Genomic DNA, 17541 nt, shown 5'->3' with positions numbered 1-17541 from the left:
TCAGGTGAGCCCGGCCGCCCGTGCGCGTTCCACCGCCGGGCCGATCGCCTTGGCGACCGCCTCGACGTCGGCCTCGGTCGAGGTGTGGCCGAGGGAGAAGCGCAGGGTGCCGCGGGCCAGGTCGGGGTCGGTGCCGGTGGCCAGCAGGACGTGGCTGGGCTGGGCGACGCCCGCGGTGCAGGCGGAGCCCGTGGAGCACTCGATGCCCTGGGCGTCCAGGAGGAGCAGCAGGGAGTCGCCCTCGCAGCCGGGGAAGGTGAAGTGGGCGTTGGCGGGGAGGCGGCCTTCGGGTGCCGGGTCGCCGCCGAGGATCGCGTCCGGGACGGCCGTACGGACGGCGTCGACGAGCGAGTCGCGCAGGGCGCCGATCTCGTTCGCGAACCATTCCCTCTGCTCGGCGGCGAGGCGGCCGGCGACGGCGAAGGAGGCGATGGCGGGGACGTCGAGGGTGCCGGAGCGGACGTGGCGTTCCTGGCCGCCGCCGTGCAGGACGGGGACGGGGGTCTGGTCGCGGCCGAGGAGCAGGGCGCCGATGCCGTAGGGGCCGCCGATCTTGTGGCCGGAGACGGTCATCGCGGCGAGGCCGGAGGAGGCGAAGTCGACGGGGACCTGACCGAAGGCCTGGACGGCGTCGGCGTGCAGGGGGACGTCGAACTCCCTTGCCACGTCGGCCAGTTCACGGACCGGCATCAGGGTGCCGATCTCGTTGTTGGCCCACATCACGGTGGCCAGGGCGATGTCGTCGGGGTCGCGGGCGATGGCTTCGCGCAGGGCGTCGGGGTGGACGCGTCCGTGGGGGTCGACGGGGAGGTACTCGACGTTCGCGCCCTCGTGCTCGGCGAGCCAGTGGACGGCGTCGAGGACGGCGTGGTGTTCGACGGGGCTGGCGAGGACGCGGGTCCGCGCCGGGTCCGCGTCGCGGCGGGACCAGTACAGGCCCTTGACCGCGAGGTTGTCGGCCTCGGTGCCGCCGGAGGTGAAGACGACCTCGCTGGGGCGGGCGCCGAGCGCTTCCGCGAGGGTCTCGCGGGCCTCCTCGACGGTGCGCCTCGCTCGGCGGCCGGATGCGTGGAGAGAGGACGCGTTGCCCGTGACGCTCAGCTGGGCGGTCAGCGCCTCTGCCGCCTCCGGGAGCATGGGGGTGGTCGCGGCGTGGTCGAGGTAAGCCATGGTGGCGACGATTCTACGGGGCCACCGCGTTGGGCTTGAGCCGGTGGCGCCTTGCCGGGGTTGCCCTCGACGTCGGTGGCGAGGTGCCCGCGGTGGCGGCCAGGCCCGGAGCTTCTAGAAGCTCCAGGACACCGAGCTGTCCATCTGTACGAACGCCAGCAGGACCAGCAGGTCGGCCACGCCCAGCCCCATGCCCAGGTATGCCCGCCCCTTGCGCTTGGTGCCGCGCCAGAGGGACACCGTCGCCAGGACGATGGCGGTCGGGCCGAGGAAGAGGTTGAAGACGAGGAGGCCGAGGAGGCCGAGGATGAAGGACGCCACCGCCATGCCGTCGGCGTCGCGGGTGCGCGGGCGGGTGCCGGGGCGGGTGGTTGCCGGTGCGGTGAGTTGCATGGGTGTCAGCTCCTGATGAGTCGGTTCGGTCCGGGTGACGGAGTCAGTTGCGGCGGGCGTGACGCTCGCGGGCGGCGAAGACGGCCAGCCATACGGCGATCACGGCGGCGGTGACGGCGGTGAAGGCGAGCGGCGCGTGGGCCACGGCGCCCAGCAGCACGCCCAGCAGCAGGAGCGCGGCGACGAGGAACAGCATGGGTCGGATCCCCCTCCGAGATCTCTTGTGGCGATCTCTCTCGTTACGTTTCGGTGAACAGTTGTAGTAACAGTTGTTCACTGACTCCTAAGTCTAGCGCGCCGTACGGCTTTTCAATTCCAGAGAACAGTTGTTAACTGCATGGCATGAGTCACACCCTCGGCCTTCGGCAGGCCCAGAAACAGAAGACCCGACAGGCGCTCCTGGACGCCGCGTTGGGACTGCTGGAGGACCAGAGCCTGAGCAGTCTCGGCCTGCGTGAGGTCACCCGCGCCGTCGGCGTCGCCCCGACCGCCTTCTACCGGCACTTCCGCTCCACCGCCGACCTCGGCGTCGCCCTCGTCGAGGAGGCCCTGGGCAGCCTGCACCCGATGATCCGCACGATCGTCTCCTCGGCCGGCGACAGCGACCAACGCATAGAGCGGGCCGTCGAGTTGATCGACCGGCACGTCCAGACGCACCCGGCCCACGTCCGCTTCATCGCCCGCGAGCGGCACGGCGGTGTGCAGTCCGTCCGGGAGGCGATCCAGGGCCAACTGGCCCGTTTCGCCGAGGAGGTGACGGACGCGCTCGCCAAGGACCCGGTCTCCGAAGGCTGGGACGACGAGGACCTCCTCATGCTCGCCAACCTCTACGTCGACCAGATGCTGATCACGGCCTCCCTGTTCCTGGACGTCCTGGAGGCGCCCGAGGAGCAGCGGCACCGCGTCGCCCAGGCCGCGACCCGGCGTATGCGGCTGATCAGCATCGGCCGTGAGCACTGGCTGGAGGGCTGAACACCGGCCGAGCCCAGGCACGCCAAGGGGCGGCACCCCCGTTCACCGGTGCCGCCCCTGTCGTACGACGTCCCGCGTCAGCTCTTGGTCGCCGAGGCCGCCACGCTCGGCGCACCGCTCGGCGCACCACTGGGAGCCGCCCCACCACCCTGGCCACCCCCACCGGGACCGCCACAGCCACCGCCCTGCCCGCCACCGGGACCACCCTGGCCGCCGCCCTGCGCCCCACCGGGAGCACCACTCGGCGCGCCACTGGGAGCACCGCTCGGAGCCCCCGACGGCACCCCGGACGCCCCGGACGCCCCGGCCGACGGCGCCCCGCCAGGCATCCCCGAAGGCGCCCCACTCGGCGCCCCCGACGGCTGCTGACACGACGACTGCTGCTGACCGGAGTTGCCGCCGTTCGAGTCCGACGAGGAGTCGCCGGAGCCGCAGGCCGCCAGGGCAAAGGGCGAGAGCGCCAGCAGGGCCACGGCGGGAAGAAGACGCGCACGCTTCATGAGAGACAGCTCCAAGGGAGATGAGAAGGTCCTGGGAACTGGAACTCAACCAACGCCCGCTGGGCCTACCTTGAGGCCCTGCTGTTGATCACCTGTGTACCGGGCAAAGCACGCCCAAAGGTCCCCTCCGATGACCGGGCGTCAGCCCAGCCGCACCCGCGCCAACTGCCGCGACTGCGCCACCAGTCGGTCCGCGCTGTCCCAGACCTCCGCGTCCTCCTCCAGGAACCCGCCCGCGAGGTTGCGCGTGGTGATCGACACCCGCAGCGGGCCCGGGGCCGGGCGGCACCGGATGTGGACGGTGAGTTCGACCGTGGGGACCCAGCCGGAGATGCCGATCTCGAAGGCGGTCGGCGGCAGCGCGTCGACCGCGAGGAGCAGCGAGAGCGGGTCGGCGTCGCGGCCGTCGGCCAGTCCGAACCAGGCCCTCATCTCGCCCTTGCCCGAGGGCTGGCCGAGTGCCCAGCCCAGCGTCGAGGGGTCGAGCTTGAGCATCAGGCGGTCGGCGATCGCCGAGCTGCCGGACACGGGTGCTGGTCCGTCCTCGGGGCCGAAGCAGTGCTCCATGGGCGGGATCGCGGGCGGCTCGGCCGTCGTACGGACGTCGTCGGGGAGGGAGTCGAGGTCGCCGTAGGAGGCGAGGACGCGGATGCGCTCGACCTCGCGGCCCTCGTCGTCGTACTGGAGGAGGGATGCCTGGCCGGTCGACAGGGTCCGTCCCGTGCGCACCACGTCCGTGCGGACGACCGCCGGGCCCGGCTGGGACGCGGTCAGGTAGTGCGCGGAGATCGTGAACGGGTCGTCGTGCGACAGGGCGTCCGCGAGGGCGCGGCCGAGGACGGCCAGCAGATAGCCGCCGTTGACGGCGCTGATGATGGTCCAGCCGGCGGAGAGGTCGATGTCGTAGACGCCGGGCTCGCGGAGGGTGAGCGCGGTGTCGCGGTCGAACTCGCTGTCGCCGATCGTGGCCCGCAGGGCCGTCGGGGCCATCGGGGCAGTGGCTGCTTCTGGCATGGGTGAACGGTACAACAACAAACTACTAAGCGGTAGCTTTTCTCCTGTCGCCGAAAGCAACGAATCCGATGAGACTCGGGCAACTTTTCGGTAAGTGTCCGGCTCGCCCGAAACCCGGGGCCCGATCTGTCCCTCTATCAGGACATGAGTCTCACCGGGACCCCGTTCCTCTACACGCTCGTCGTGCTGTGCGTCGTCGCCGTGGTGCTGCCGCTCGTCCTCTGGTCACGGGTGCGCGGGCCCAAGGTCGTGCGGGGCGCCGTCCGGATGCTGATGCTGGCGTTCGCCCAGGGCACCGCCGTCGCCCTGGTCTTCACGCTGGTCAACAACTCCAACCAGCTGTACGACAACTGGGGCGACCTGCTCGGCACCAGTGACCATGTGCAGCAGGCGGCCGACCTCGGGGCGAGCGGTACCGGCGGGATCGCCCTGGAGAAGCTGCCCAAGGTCAAGCAGGTCTTCAAGCCGGGCCGGGGTCCCGGTATGCGCGCCGAGGGCGGCGTGCTCACCACCCAGCTCAAGGGCCGGGTGTCCGGGGTGCACGCCGAGGTCAACGTCTGGCTGCCGCCGCAGTACCACGAGCCCGCCTACCGCAACCACCGCTTCCCCGTCGTCGAGGTGCTGCCGGGCTATCCGGGCTCGTCGAAGGCCTGGTACGGCACGATGGACGCGCCCGAGCAGCTCGCGCCGCTGATGCGCAGCGGGCAGATCGAGCCGTTCATCATCGTCTCGGCGCGCACCACACTGCTGCCCGGCAAGGACACCGGCTGCGCGAACATACCGGGCAAGGTGAACGCCGACAGCTGGCTCAGCATCGATGTGCCGAAGATGGTCATGGACAACTTCCGCGCCCAGGCAGCGCCGGACGGCTGGGCCGTCGCCGGATACTCGGCGGGTGCGCACTGCGCGGCGAAGCTGGCGGTGGCCCACCCCGACCGCTATCGGGCCGCGGTCAGCATGTCGGGCTACAACGACCCCATCGCCGTACCCCAGTCGCTGGCCGGGAAGACCCCGGCGCTGCGGGACGCGAACAACCCGTATGTGCTCCTGAGGGACTCCCGGGTCCCGCCGCGCGTCGCGCTGTACCTGTCCGGTCAGCCGAAGGACGGGTACGAGGCGGCGATGGCGCTGAAGCGGATCGCGAAGGCGCCGACGACCGTGAACGTCGTGTTCGTCCCGGCCGACGCCGGCGGCCACACCATGGCGCTGTGGAAGCCCCAGGTCGTGCCCGCGTTCCGCTGGCTGACCGAGGTGATGGGCGGCGGCGAGCACCGGGCCTGTACGGGGCCGGGGGCTACTCCTCTCGCACCGTCGACCGGCGGTTCCAGGCACGCGGAGCTCGCCAGTGGAAGCGCATCGCCAGCAACCGGAGCACGAAGGCCGTGACGGCCGCGAGGGTGCTCGTGAGCGGGGTCAGGGCGTCGTAGTGGATGCACAGGACCGTCATCGTGGCGCCGACGATCGCCGGGACCGCGTACAGGTCGCGGTCCCAGCGCAGCAGTGACGGCACCTCGTTGGCGAGGACGTCGCGCAGCACACCGCCGCCCACGGCGGTCGCGAGGCCGAGGGTGGCCGAGGCGGTGAGGTTGAGGCCGTAGTCGTACGCCTTCGCCGTCCCGGCGACGCAGAACAGGCCGAGGCCCGCCGCGTCGAAGACGTTCACGCCGGTCTGGATGCGCTCCACGTGCGGGTGCAGGAAGACGACGAGGACCGCGGCGAGCAGGGGCGTGAAGAAGTACCCCAGGTCCGTGAAGGCGGCCGGGGGCACGGCGCCGATGATCACGTCCCGGAACAGCCCGCCGCCCAGGGCGGTGACCTCGGCGAGCACGGCGATGCCGAAGACGTCGAAGTTCTTGCGGACGGCCAGCAGGGCGCCGGAGATCGCGAAGACGAAGATGCCGATCAGGTCGAGCGTGTGCTGGACGGACGGGCTGAACAATTGCTGGAGCACCCGTACATTCTGACCCAGTACAAGGCCCCCGCCTTACAAAGGAAGGCGGGGGCCGTGGCTTGCTTACTTGTTGTCGCCGTCCGTGACGTCTTCGGAAGCCGGAGCCTCGGCGTCGTCCTCGGCGGCCGCGGCCTCGGAGGCGTCCTCGGCGACCGGAGCCTCGGCGGCTTCGGAGACCTCCGCCGCCACCGCCGCCACTGCCGCCGACGTCTCCGCCGACTCGGCGAGCACCTCGTCGGCCACCAGCTCCGCGGCCTCCTTGGCCACCGACAGCAGCACGGTGTCCTGCGGCTGCTGGTCCTGGAAGTTCTCCGGGTGGTGGCACGCCACCCGCTGGCCGGGCTTCAGCTCCAGCAGCGGCGGCTCCGTCGTACGGCAGACCTCCGTCGCCTTCCAGCACCGGGTGTGGAAGCGGCAGCCGCTCGGCGGGGCGATCGGCGAGGGCACATCGCCGCGGAGCAGGATGCGCTCGCTCTTGACGCCCCGCCGCTTCGGGTCCGGGATCGGCACCGCCGACATCAGGGCCTTGGTGTACGGGTGCATCGGCGCCGTGTACAGCGACTCGCGGTCGGCGAGCTCGACGATCTTGCCGAGGTACATCACCGCGATACGGTCCGAGACATGCCGTACGACGGACAGGTCGTGGGCGATGATCACGTACGTGAGGCCGAGCTCCTCCTGGAGGTCGTCCAGCAGGTTCACGACCTGGGCCTGGATCGACACGTCGAGGGCGGAGACGGGCTCGTCGGCCACGACCAGCTTGGGGTTGAGCGCGAGGGCGCGGGCGATGCCGATGCGCTGGCGCTGGCCGCCGGAGAACTCGTGCGGATAGCGGTTGTAGTGCTCGGGGTTGAGACCGACCACCGAGAGCAGCCGCTGGACCTCCTTCTTGACACCGCCCTCGGGCTGGACGCCCTGGAGCTTGAAGGGGGCGCCGACGATGGTGCCGATGGTGTGCCGGGGGTTCAGCGAGGAGTACGGGTCCTGGAAGATCATCTGCACATCGCGGCGCATCGGGCGCATCTGCCCGACCCCGAGGTGTGTGATGTCCCGGCCCTCGAACTCCACGGTGCCGCCGGTCGGTTCGAGCAGCCGGGTGATCAGCCGCCCCATCGTCGACTTGCCGCAGCCGGACTCACCGACGACGCCCAGCGTCTCGCCCTTGCGCACCTCGAAGTCGATGCCGTCGACCGCGCGTACCGCACCGGTCTGCCGCTGGAGCAGGCCCTTGCGGATCGGGAAGTGCTTCTTCAGGCCGGAGACCCTCAGCAGGACCTCGCCGTCGCCGGCGCTGTCCTCGGTGAGGGTGGAGCCTGCCTGTTTCGGGATGCTCACCGCTTTTTCGTCGCTCACAGCTTCGGCGCAATCTCTTCGGTCCAGATCCGCTCCCGCTGCTCCTGGTCCATGTGGCAGGCGGCCCAGTGCTCGCTGCCGACCTCGGTCAGCTCGGGGCGGACCGTGCGGGTGACGTTGTCCTTCGGGATGTCGGCGTACGGGCAGCGCGGGTTGAAGGCGCAGCCGGACGGGACGTTGATCAGGGAGGGCGGGGCCCCCTTGATCGGGATGAGGCGGTCGGTCTCCTCGCGATCCAGGCGCGGCATCGAGCCGAGCAGGCCCCAGGTGTAGGGGTGGCGGGGCTCGGAGAAGACGGACTCGGCGGGGCCGCGCTCCACGGGCCGGCCCGCGTACATCACCAGCAGGTCGTCGGCCATCTCGGCGACCACGCCCAGATCGTGCGTGATCATGATGACCGCGGAGCCGAACTCCTTCTGCAGATCCCGGATCAGGTCGAGGATCTGCGCCTGCACGGTGACGTCCAGGGCGGTGGTCGGCTCGTCCGCGATGAGCAGCTCGGGGTTGTTCACCAGCGCCATGGCGATCATGGCGCGCTGGCGCATACCGCCGGAGAACTCGTGCGGATAGCCGTCGACGCGCTTGTCCGGCTCGGGGATGCCCACCCGGTCCAGCATCTCGACGGCCCGCTTGCGGGCCTCCTTCTTGCTGACCTTGTGGTGGACCCGGTACGCCTCGATGATCTGCTGGCCCACCGTGTAGTACGGGTGCATCGCGGACAGCGGATCCTGGAAGATCATCGCCATCTTGCGGCCGCGCAGCCGGCGTACGTCGTCGGGGTCGGCGCCGACCAGCTCCTGGCCGTCCAGCCAGACCTCGCCGGAGACCTTGGCGTTGGCCGAGCGGTGCAGGCCCATCACGCCGAGCGAGGTGACTGACTTGCCGGAGCCGGACTCGCCGACGATGCCGAGAGTCCGGCCGCGCTTCACATCGAAGCTGACGCCGTCCACCGACTTGACCAGGCCGTCGTCGGTGTTGAAGTGGATGCGCAGATCCCGTACGGAAAGGAACGCGTCGTCCGAGTCGGACGGGGCGGCGACGGCGGGTTCGCCGAGCGCCGCTTTCTCGATCTTGCTCACGAGTACCTCACCCTGGGGTCGATGGCTGCGTACACCAGGTCGACGACGAGATTGCAGAAGACGATGAAGAACGCGGCGACCAGGGTAACGCCCATCACGATGGGCAGGTCGTTGTCCTTGATGGACTGGACCGCGTAGGCACCGATGCCCTGCAGGGAGAAGACGGTCTCGGTGAGCACCGCAGTGCCGACGAGGGTGCCGAAGTCCATACCGAAGATGGTGACGATGGGCGTCAGCGCGGCACGCAGGCCGTGCTTGGTGACCACCGTCGTCTCCTTGAGGCCCTTGGCTCTGGCCGTGCGGATGTAGTCCTCGCCCATCGTCTCCAGCATGCCCGCCCGGGTGAGTCGGGCGTAGAGCGCCGAGAAGAGGAACGCGAGGCTGACCCACGGCAGGATCAGATGCCAGGCCCAGTCGGCCGGGTTCTGGGTGAACGGGACGTACTCGATGCTGTCCCAGATGGGGACTTCGTAGACGAACAGCGCGTTCAGCAGCTGGCCGGTGAAGAAGATCGGCAGGGAGACGCCGGCGAGCGCGATGAACATCGCGATGCGGTCGACCGGACGGCCCTTGCGCAGCGCGGAGACGACACCGATGGTGACACCGGAGATCACCCAGATCACGGCGGCACCGATGGCCAGCGAGAAGGAGACCGGGATCCGCTCCGTCAGCTGGGGCCACACCTCGACATGGCTCTTGAAGGAGTAGCCGAAGCAGGGGGCTCCGCAGTGGGTGGCCTCGGGACCGAACTTGTAGTCGGCGCCCACCACGAGACCCTTGATGTAGTCCCAGTACTGGACGGCGATGGGCTGGTCGAGACCCAGGTTCTGCTTGACGGCGGCAATGGAGTCGGGATTGGCGTCCTTGCCGACGTACTGCGTGGCCAGCTGGTCGGCGGTCTGGCCACCGAGCCGTGGCACGAGGAAGAAGATCGCGAAGGTGACTGCGCTGACCACCAGCAGCAACAGCACCGCGCCGAAGACGCGTCGGATGATGTACGCAGCCACAGCTGTACGGCTCCGGGTGACCGCGGCGGTTTGTGACCGCCGCGGCCACCCGGTGCCTTCACCTGCCTTTCAGGGGATCCGGCCTGCGGGTTACTACTTTGCGGAGCTCATCAGCACGTAGTCGTACATGCCGAGGTAGGCCTGCGTGACCGTGACGTTGGCCGCGGACTTGGGCCGCAGCAGCAGGTTCTTGCGGTAGACGACCGGGACGACCGAGGCGTTGTCGAGGACCATCTTGTCGATGTCGCCCCAGGCCTTGGTGCGGGCCGCGTCGTCGGTGTTGGCGATCGCGTCCGTCAGGGCCTTGTTGATCTTCGGGTCGTTCAGCTCCATCAGGTTCGTGCCGCCCGAGGGCTTGATGGCGGAACCGTTGACGACCTGGTCCAGGAAGCCGTAGCCGGTCGGCCAGTCGGCACCCCACGCCATGGAGAGCATGCCGAGCTTGTGCTCGTGGACGTAGGTCGGGACACCGGCGAAGTTCGTGAAGTACTTGCCGGAGGGGAACTGCTTGATCTCGATGTTGACGCCGATCTTCTTCAGCGACTCCTGGACGGCCGTCGCCTGCGCCACCTCGGCCGGGCGGTCGGAGCGAGCGGTCAGGATCGTGTTGAAGCCGTTCGGCTTGCCGCACTGCTTCAGCTCGTCCTTGGCCTTGGCCACGTTGCCCTTGTGGCCCTCGGTCGCGTAGGTGTCGAACTTGGAGTAGCCGTTGACCGACGGCGGCAGCAGCGTGGTCGCCACGTCACCCTTCGGCGAGCCGCCCATCGCGTCGAGCACCGACTGCTTGTCGAGACCCCACTGGATCGCCTTGCGGCAGTGGACGTTGTCGAACGGAGCCACGTTCACGTTCAGCGCGATGTACTGCGTCGCACCGGCGTAGGAGATGTCGGTCTGGCCGGCGTTCTTGCCCTGCAGGACCTTCGGCTGCGTCTGCGGCTGGACACCGGTGCCCGCCGCGTCGGCCGTGATCTTGTCGGAGAGCAGGTCGTTGTCGACCGTCACCGGGTTGACCTTGAACTTGATCGTGACCTTGTCCGGCAGCGCCTTGCGGATCGGGTCCGTCTTGGCGTCCCAGTTCTTGTTGCGCACGAGGGTGGCGCCACGGCCCTCCTCGTAGGACTCGAACTGGTACGGGCCCGAGGACACGATGTTCTGCACGTACTTCGCGCCGGTGTCCTTGGCCTGCGGCACCGGAGCGGTCTGCGAGAACGTCGCCAGGTAGTCGAAGTCCGCGAACGGCTGCTTCAACTTGAAGACGATCGTCGTGTCGTCCGGCGTCTCGATGGACTTGATGCCGTCCGCGGACTTGTCCTTGTAGGGACCCTTGTACTTGTCGCCGCCCTCAAGGTACGCCTTGAAGTAGGTCGGGCCGTTGGACAGTGCCTCGGGCGCGAAGTTGGAGCGCTCGATGGCGTACTTGACGTCCTTGGACGTGATCGGCGTGCCGTCCTGGTACTTCAGGCCCTTGCGCAGCGTGTACGTCCAGGTCTTGGCGTCGGCGCTGGGCTTGCCCAGGGACTCGGCCAGGTCGGGGACGACCTCCAGGCCCTCCTTGCCGGCAGCCGGCTTGAAGCTGGTGAGCGCACGCGCGTAGAGGCGGGAGAAGTTCTGCACCCAGCCGTAGTACGTGTTGCCCGGGTCCAGGGAGTCCGGCACGTCCGAGTGCTCGTACGAGACCGTGCCCCCCTTCTTCGTCGACGCGTTGACGATGGAGGACAGCGCGGCGTCCTTCTTGCCGTTGCCTCCGCCGTTGCCGTCATCATCCCCGCCGCCGCATGCGGCAGCACCCAGCGAGAGCGCCAGGACCGACGCGATGGCGGCGGTCACCCTTCTCGTCTTCACGTGAGGAAAGCCCCCTCTATCGATGGATCACTTGCTGCGAGGGTCGAGGGCGTCACGCAGCCCGTCACCCAGCAGGTTGAAGGCCAGGACGGTGATGAAGATCGCCAATCCGGGCACGAACATGTACTGCGGATCCGCGGTGTACAGATCGACAGCGTTGCTGAGCATCCCGCCCCAGGAGGCCTGCGGCGGTGCGATACCGACTCCGAGGAAGCTCAGCGCGGCCTCGAAGAGGATGTTCGTCGGGATGATCAGCGTCGAGTAGACGAGGATCGGCGCGACGAGATTGGGGAGCAGTTCGCGGAACAGGATGTACGGGCCGCGGGCGCCCAGGCTCGTGGAGGCCTCGATGAACTCCCGCCTGCGCAGGGTCATCGTCTGCGCGCGCACGATGCGGCCGATGTACGGCCAGCTGAAGAAGCCGATCACGAAGATCAGCACGCAGATGCGCAGCGGAAGGCCTTCGAGCCCGAAGAAACCGTCCTGCACGGACGCCGAGATCGAGATCGCGAACAACAGCAGCGGGAACGCCAGGAAGGTGTCCATCAGCCTGCTGATCACGCTGTCGATCCAGCCGCCGTAGTACCCGGCGATCACACCGAGCACGGTGCCGATGCACACGGACAGGAGCGTGGCGCCGCCCGCGACCAGCAGCGACACCCAGGACCCGTCGATGATGCGGGCCAGCATGTCACGGCCGTACTGCGGGTCGATGCCCAGCGGGTGGTCCCAACTCATTCCGCCCCAGCCGCCCTTGGGGGCGAGCAGGGCCGGGTCGATCAGGTCCTGGTTGAACTTGTTGGGGTCGAGGTCGAACGCCCAGAGGATCGGCTTGGACAGCACCGCCATCAGCACGAGACAGACGACAACGATGCCTCCGGCCATCGCCACCTTGTCCCGCTTGAAGCGCATCCAGGCGATCTGGGTGAGCGAACGCCCCTCGATCTGGCTCTTCTTGACGCCGGAGAGCACGGCCTCGGGCTGTGCTTCGGCCGCCGCTCCCGTTGTCTCGATCGGTGCGGTCACAGTGAGATTGACCCCTCTCGGCCGGCGGTTGCCGACCCCCCTGGTTGCCGCTGTAGCGGTTGAGTGAACTCGTACACAGGACCGACCGGCCCGTGTCTTGCGGGGAGTCTTCAACGCCATGGCGATCTGTTGCCAGAGTTGGCGGGGAAAGTATGCGCAACCGTGATGCTGTCTGGGGAGTTCCGTTATCCGAACAGCAGGTAACGACCGGCGGACGCGAGTCACTTGGGGCGTATGAGGGCGGACCGGGACCTTCCGATCGCATCTACGCGCGGAGATACGCCTATGAAAGCGATGTCAGCGACCGTGTGCACCTACGAAGCCAGGTCGCCGACTGAACGGTAGGTTAGCCGACCGGTGATCAGTAACGGCCCTGTGCCGGTGGGTAACCGTAACCACCGGCGGGGGCCTGCGCGGGGGCGGCGTGCGCCTCGCGGTCGTAGAAGGGGCGGGCGCCGGCCCGCATCCACATGGCGACCGGATCGTCGTCGTCGGACATCGCCACCGTCGACACCGGCAGCCCGTCCGGGACCGCGCCGATCGACTGGGACATCATCGAGCGCACCGAGTCCACCGCGGGCGGGCTGGTGTCGTACACATCGAGCCCGATGGCGAGATACGGCGCCCCGAGCGCCGGCTGCACCCAGGCGCGGCGCAGGGAGCGGACGGCGGGGGTGCGGTGGGCGTTCTGCGCGAGCAGGGCGTAGAACTGCGGGATCTCGATGCCGGGCTCCGAGAGCCGCAGCGGTCCCGCGGGCTGGCGGTCCAGCCCGGTGGCGATACGGCGCAGATCGAGCCAGGGGATGCCGACGCCGCCGCCGGGGGCGTGCGGGTTGAGCCACAGGCCGTAATGATCCGGGTAGAGCGTGCGGGCGACGTCGACCCCGTCCACGACCTCATAGCTGCGGTTCCAGCCGCTGGCCGACAGCTCCTGGGCGGAGGTCACGCACGGGGCGTAGCCGTAGCCCTCGACCTCCATGTTCCCGTACTGGGCGTCCGGGGAGCCGGCCTGGCCGTGCCAGAGCAGCATCCAGACCTGGCCGGTGTTCGGGGTGGCGAGCGCGCGCAGGAGGGCCTCGTAGGCGTCGTAGCGCCCGGGGGTCACCTGGCGCAGCATGTGCTCGACCTGCGCGGTCGAGGTGGTGCCGCTCGCGCTCACGATTTACCGCCCCTTCGGGATGTACGGGTTTCGCACCCAGCTTAGGCGCTCTGCTGGTCGAGCTGGTGAGAGCTCGGGACTTGCGGATTGTCTTGTGTCCGCGGGGCGGTGGGGCTGGTCGCGCCCGCGCGGCGGAGCCGCAGATCGAAACAGCCCCGCGCCCCTTGAGGACGTCGCCGCTGACCGGCGTTCAGGAATCCCGCTGGTAGAACGGGCGGACCCGCTGCCGCATCCACTCGATCACCGGATCCTGCGCCACGTCCATCAGGACCAGGTTGACCGGCCACGGGACCGGTGCGCGGCCCAGGGCTCGGGCCAGGGCGTCCATGGGGGCCGCGCGTAGGTCGCCGTCGCCCCAGTGGGAGAGTTCCACGCCGATGAACATCATCGGGGTGCCCGTCTCGATCGCCGCGAGGCAGCGGCGGGCCGTCGCCACGACGCCGGTCTCGGCGAACTCGGCGGTCGCCGCCGTCAGGAAGTCGACCGGGTCGTCCTGCCAGTCGGGCTCGTAGAGCTTGACGCGGCCGCCGGAGGCGAGGCCGTCGAGGGGGGTGCGGCCGGCCCGGCAGAGCTCGGCGACCGCCGCCGGGGGCAGCGGGACGCCGACCACGCCGTCCGGGTTCAGGGCGATGCCCACCTGCGGCGGAAGGCCGCGGGCGAATTCCACGGCCGGGGCGATGGTGTACGACATATGGACGCCGACGACCTGGCGGAACTGCTCCTCGGAGCTGAAGACCGGCACATACCCCTGGCCGTCGATCTCCACCGTCGGCAGGTCCAGCGGGCCGCTGTGCGGGCCACCGCCGTTGGGCAGCGGCACCCACACGAAGCTGCGGCCCAGCACCTCGATGAGCCGGCCGCCCGCCGAGGGCATGCCGAGGGAGGCGGAGAGCACCTCCTCCAGCTCGTTGCCGGGCCAGCCGCCGTGCGGATGGGGGTGTGCCTGTGCCGGGAAGTCCGCGGGAAGATCCGCTGGGAAGTCCATCTGTCTGACCGCCTGCTGTGAACCACGTCTGTGGCTCAGAAGGCTATCCGGTGTCCGGGCCGTCGTGGACTGCGGCCGCTCACCCCGCGAAGCCGATCCTGCGCAGGGTGTCCGCCGCCTCCCTGTCGATCAGTACCGCCGAGTCGCAGCCGTGGGGCAGGCGCCCCTTCTCGACCGAGTGCAGCAGGCGGGCGGCGGCCCTGCGGTGGCGCAGGAAGGCGTAGCGCGAGACACCGCGGCCGCGCTCGCGCTGGCCCTCCAGGGCGGTGCCGGGTGTCACGTCGAGCAGCAGCAGATGGAGGGTGCCGCCGCGGCGGCGGGCCTCGCGGGCCAGCCAGTCGCGCACCCAGGCCTGTGTGCCGCAGTCGTGCACGACGACGCCCTCGCCGCCGCGCAGCGCTCGGCGCAGCCCGGCGTAGTGCGCGAGGCGGACCAGGGGACGGTAGACGGCGTAGGGGAGGAAGCGGGGCATGCGGGCGTCCCAGCGGTCCCGGGTGTCCTGGGAGTCGATGCGGACGCCCTTCACCGTCCGCCTCATCAGCGTGGACTTGCCGCTGCCGGGCAGGCCGGTGATCACTACGAGGTCGTTGGGGGCGAAGAGCAGGGCGTGCGGGCTGTGGCCGGAGCGCTCGCGCAGATCGCGGACCACGGGCGCGGGGCACAGGGCGTGGGCTTCGACAGCGGGGGCCGTGGGCTGCTTGGGCAGCGCCAGGCCCGAGGTCGTGGCGTACGCCGTGGTGCGGTTCACCGTCATCGTCCTCCTCCGGGGTCAGGAGTCCCCATCCCCACTGAGCGTAAAGAGAAGGTAATAGAGGATCATTCGTTTTTTCGTTCGCTTCCTGCCACAAGCCGGTTACAGACATGGCCCTGCCGTCGACGGGCCCGGCATGCAATGATGGCGGCGCCAACTGCATACCGGCCGTTTGAATCCGCGCGGGAGAGTCCCCAGCAGCAGTGCATCGCTGGGGCGCCGAAGGAGCAAGTCCCTCCCTTGAATCTCTCAGGCCCCGTTACCGCGCGGGCGAGGCACATCTGAAAAGCGGGTCACCCCTGTGCGGTGGCTCCACCCAAGGTGCAAGTCCTGATCGTCCCCGTGGCGGTCGTGGCGAACCTCTCAGGTTCCGATGACAGATGGGGAGGATCGACCTCGCCCGTCATGCCTTGGGAGACAAACGTCCGATGAGCAGCACCGCACCCCGTCATACCGCGCTCGATGCCCTGCATCGCTCGCTCGGCGCGACGATGACCGACTTCGCCGGCTGGGACATGCCCCTGCGCTACGCCTCCGAGCGCGACGAGCACAACGCCGTACGCACGAAGGCCGGGCTCTTCGATCTCTCCCACATGGGTGAGATCACCGTGACCGGTACCCAGGCCGCCGCCCTCCTCAACCACGCCCTCGTCGGCAACATCGCCTCCGTCGGGGTCGGCCGTGCCCGCTACACCATGATCTGCCAGGCCGACGGCGGCATCCTGGACGACCTGATCGTCTACCGGCTCGCCGAGACCGAGTACATGGTCGTGGCCAACGCCTCCAACGCCGAGGTGGTCCTTGACGCCCTGGTGGAACGATCCGCCGGATTCGACGCCGAGGTCCGTGACGACCGGGACGCCTACGCGCTGATCGCCGTCCAGGGCCCCGAGTCCCCGGGGATCCTGAAGTCCCTCACCGACGCCGACCTCGACGGGCTCAAGTACTACGCCGGTCTGCCCGGTACCGTCGCCGGCGTCCCCGCGCTCATCGCCCGCACGGGCTACACCGGCGAGGACGGCTTCGAGCTGTTCGTGAAGCCGGAGCACGCCGTGGAGCTGTGGCAGGCGCTGACCAAGGCCGGCGAGGGCGTCGGCCTGGTCCCGTGCGGGCTGTCCTGCCGGGACACGCTGCGCCTGGAGGCGGGCATGCCGCTGTACGGCCATGAGCTGACGACCTCCCTGACGCCCTTCGACGCCGGGCTCGGCCGGGTGGTGAAGTTCGAGAAGGAGGGCGATTTCGTGGGCCGCGAGGCGCTCGCCGAGGCCGCCGAGCGCGCCGCCGAGAACCCGCCGCGCGTCCTGGTCGGCCTGATCGCCGAGGGGCGTCGTGTGCCGCGGGCCGGGTACCCGGTCGTGGCCGGCGGCGAGGTCATCGGCGAGGTCACCTCCGGTGCGCCCTCCCCCACCCTGGGCAGGCCGATCGCCATGGCGTACGTCGACGCGGCGCACTCGGCGCCGGGCACGGCGGGCGTCGGTGTGGACATCCGCGGCAGCCATGAGCCGTACGAGGTCGTGGCGCTGCCCTTCTACAAGCGGCAGAAGTAGCGCCGCGAGAAGAGACTGACAGCGGTGCCCGCGTGAGCCCGCGCACATCTCCGCTGATCACACACGTATCCAGCAGTCCCCCCTTCATCACCACTCCCGCGCGTACAGGAGAATTCAGGCCATGAGCAACCCCCAGCAGCTGCGCTACAGCAAGGAGCACGAGTGGCTGTCGACCGCCGAGGACGGCGTCTCGACGGTCGGCATCACGGAGTTCGCGGCCAACGCGCTCGGCGATGTCGTCTACGCCCAGCTCCCCGAGGTCGGCTCGACCGTGACCGCGGGTGAGACCTGCGGTGAGCTGGAGTCGACCAAGTCGGTGTCCGATCTGTACTCCCCGGTCAACGGCGAGGTCACCGAGATCAACGAGGACGTGGTGAACGACCCGGCGCTGGTGAACTCCGCCCCCTTCGAGGGTGGCTGGCTGTTCAAGGTACGTGTCACGGACGAGCCGGCCGACCTGCTCTCCGCCGACGAGTACACCGCCTTTTCCGCCGGCTGAGGAGTCGTATCCACTTATGTCCAAGTCGCTTCTGAACACGCCCCTGCATGAGCTCGACCCGGCCATCGCGGCCGCGCTCGATGCCGAGCTGGAGCGTCAGCAGTCCACCCTGGAGATGATCGCCTCCGAGAACTTCGCGCCCATCGCGGTGATGGAGGCGCAGGGCTCGGTCGCCACCAACAAGTACGCCGAGGGCTACCCCGGTAGGCGCTACTACGGCGGCTGCGAGCACGTCGATGTCGCCGAGCAGATCGCGATCGACCGGGTCAAGGAGCTGTTCGGCGCCGAGTACG

Annotated in this window: 17 protein-coding genes, 1 pseudogene and 2 riboswitches; of the genes and pseudogenes, 5 read left to right on the top strand and 13 right to left on the bottom strand. The window is 69.4% G+C overall.

Annotated elements, in window-relative coordinates; translation table 11 throughout:
• The 3 genes from IE325_RS28125 to IE325_RS28115 form a co-directional block, all read right to left on the bottom strand.
• A complete protein-coding gene (locus tag IE325_RS28125; protein WP_190072893.1) occupies positions 1-1170 on the bottom strand; it encodes a cysteine desulfurase family protein in 1170 nt (389 codons plus the stop codon).
• A 114-nt stretch (positions 1171-1284) separates the two neighbouring features.
• Positions 1285-1563, bottom strand: coding sequence for a DUF4190 domain-containing protein (locus IE325_RS28120; RefSeq protein ID WP_190072892.1), 279 nt, complete (start codon positions 1561-1563; stop codon positions 1285-1287).
• A gap of 43 nt (positions 1564-1606) precedes the next feature.
• A complete protein-coding gene (locus IE325_RS28115) occupies positions 1607-1759 on the bottom strand; it encodes a hypothetical protein (RefSeq protein WP_190072891.1) in 153 nt (50 codons plus the stop codon).
• 146 nt (positions 1760-1905) lie between these two features.
• Here IE325_RS28115 and IE325_RS28110 point away from each other — a divergent pair, with 146 nt between their 5' ends.
• A complete protein-coding gene (locus IE325_RS28110) occupies positions 1906-2535 on the top strand; it encodes a TetR family transcriptional regulator (protein ID WP_190072890.1) in 630 nt (209 codons plus the stop codon).
• 641 nt (positions 2536-3176) lie between these two features.
• On the opposite strand, the gene IE325_RS28105 is transcribed toward IE325_RS28110, so the two are convergent.
• Positions 3177-4049, bottom strand: a complete 873-nt coding sequence (locus IE325_RS28105) for a thioesterase family protein (protein ID WP_190072889.1) — start codon at positions 4047-4049, stop codon at positions 3177-3179.
• Between the two features lie 144 nt (positions 4050-4193).
• Between IE325_RS28105 and IE325_RS28100 the strand changes: the two genes are divergently transcribed.
• A complete protein-coding gene (locus IE325_RS28100) occupies positions 4194-5435 on the top strand; it encodes an alpha/beta hydrolase (RefSeq protein ID WP_190072888.1) in 1242 nt (413 codons plus the stop codon).
• Here IE325_RS28100 and IE325_RS28095 read toward each other — a convergent pair.
• From IE325_RS28095 to IE325_RS28055, 9 genes are all read right to left on the bottom strand, one after another.
• Positions 5344-6000: a trimeric intracellular cation channel family protein gene (locus IE325_RS28095; protein ID WP_190072887.1), complete on the bottom strand. Its 657-nt coding sequence runs from the start codon at positions 5998-6000 to the stop codon at positions 5344-5346. The two genes, IE325_RS28100 and IE325_RS28095, sit on opposite strands and share 92 nt — an antisense overlap.
• Positions 6001-6063: 63 nt before the next feature.
• Positions 6064-7335, bottom strand: coding sequence for an ABC transporter ATP-binding protein (locus IE325_RS28090; protein WP_229912087.1), 1272 nt, complete (start codon positions 7333-7335; stop codon positions 6064-6066).
• A gap of 14 nt (positions 7336-7349) precedes the next feature.
• Complete coding sequence (locus tag IE325_RS28085; RefSeq protein WP_190072885.1) at positions 7350-8432, bottom strand: ABC transporter ATP-binding protein; 1083 nt, start codon at positions 8430-8432, stop codon at positions 7350-7352.
• A complete protein-coding gene (locus IE325_RS28080) occupies positions 8429-9439 on the bottom strand; it encodes an ABC transporter permease (RefSeq protein WP_190072884.1) in 1011 nt (336 codons plus the stop codon). Before IE325_RS28080 ends, IE325_RS28085 begins: the two co-directional genes overlap by 4 nt.
• Before the next feature lie 93 nt (positions 9440-9532).
• Positions 9533-11281 carry an ABC transporter substrate-binding protein gene (locus tag IE325_RS28075; protein ID WP_190072883.1) on the bottom strand — a complete coding sequence of 583 codons (1749 nt, stop codon included), beginning with the start codon at positions 11279-11281 and terminating at the stop codon, positions 9533-9535.
• Positions 11282-11308: 27 nt separating this feature from the next.
• A complete protein-coding gene (locus IE325_RS28070; RefSeq protein ID WP_190072882.1) occupies positions 11309-12307 on the bottom strand; it encodes an ABC transporter permease in 999 nt (332 codons plus the stop codon).
• Positions 12308-12668: 361 nt separating this feature from the next.
• On the bottom strand, positions 12669-13466 hold the full coding sequence (locus tag IE325_RS28065) for an enhanced serine sensitivity protein SseB C-terminal domain-containing protein (protein ID WP_190072881.1): 798 nt from the start codon (positions 13464-13466) through the stop codon (positions 12669-12671).
• Between the two features lie 190 nt (positions 13467-13656).
• The gene (locus IE325_RS28060) at positions 13657-14451 is read right to left on the bottom strand and encodes an enhanced serine sensitivity protein SseB (protein ID WP_190072880.1); all 795 of its coding nucleotides are present in this window, start codon (positions 14449-14451) and stop codon (positions 13657-13659) included.
• Positions 14452-14530: 79 nt separating this feature from the next.
• Positions 14531-15205 (bottom strand): AAA family ATPase, encoded by a 675-nt coding sequence (locus IE325_RS28055; RefSeq protein WP_190072879.1) that lies wholly within the window; start codon positions 15203-15205, stop codon positions 14531-14533.
• A gap of 170 nt (positions 15206-15375) precedes the next feature.
• Positions 15376-15477: riboswitch (glycine riboswitch) on the top strand.
• Positions 15478-15592, top strand: a riboswitch (glycine riboswitch).
• 38 nt (positions 15593-15630) lie between these two features.
• Between IE325_RS28055 and gcvT the strand changes: the two genes are divergently transcribed.
• From gcvT to IE325_RS28040, 3 genes and pseudogenes are all read left to right on the top strand, one after another.
• Positions 15631-16749: a glycine cleavage system aminomethyltransferase GcvT gene (gene gcvT / locus IE325_RS28050; RefSeq protein WP_190072878.1), complete on the top strand. Its 1119-nt coding sequence runs from the start codon at positions 15631-15633 to the stop codon at positions 16747-16749.
• 121 nt (positions 16750-16870) lie between these two features.
• Positions 16871-17248 carry a glycine cleavage system protein GcvH gene (gcvH, locus tag IE325_RS28045; RefSeq protein WP_190072877.1) on the top strand — a complete coding sequence of 126 codons (378 nt, stop codon included), beginning with the start codon at positions 16871-16873 and terminating at the stop codon, positions 17246-17248.
• A gap of 16 nt (positions 17249-17264) precedes the next feature.
• A pseudogene (locus IE325_RS28040) lies at positions 17265-17541 on the top strand (serine hydroxymethyltransferase); the annotation flags it as partial.

Origin of the sequence: Streptomyces lanatus (genome assembly GCF_014655715.1) — a bacterium.
Lineage (GTDB): Bacteria > Actinomycetota > Actinomycetes > Streptomycetales > Streptomycetaceae > Streptomyces > Streptomyces lanatus.
Note: the sequence above shows the minus strand (reverse complement) of the source record. Positions and strands in the feature narration are given on the sequence as shown.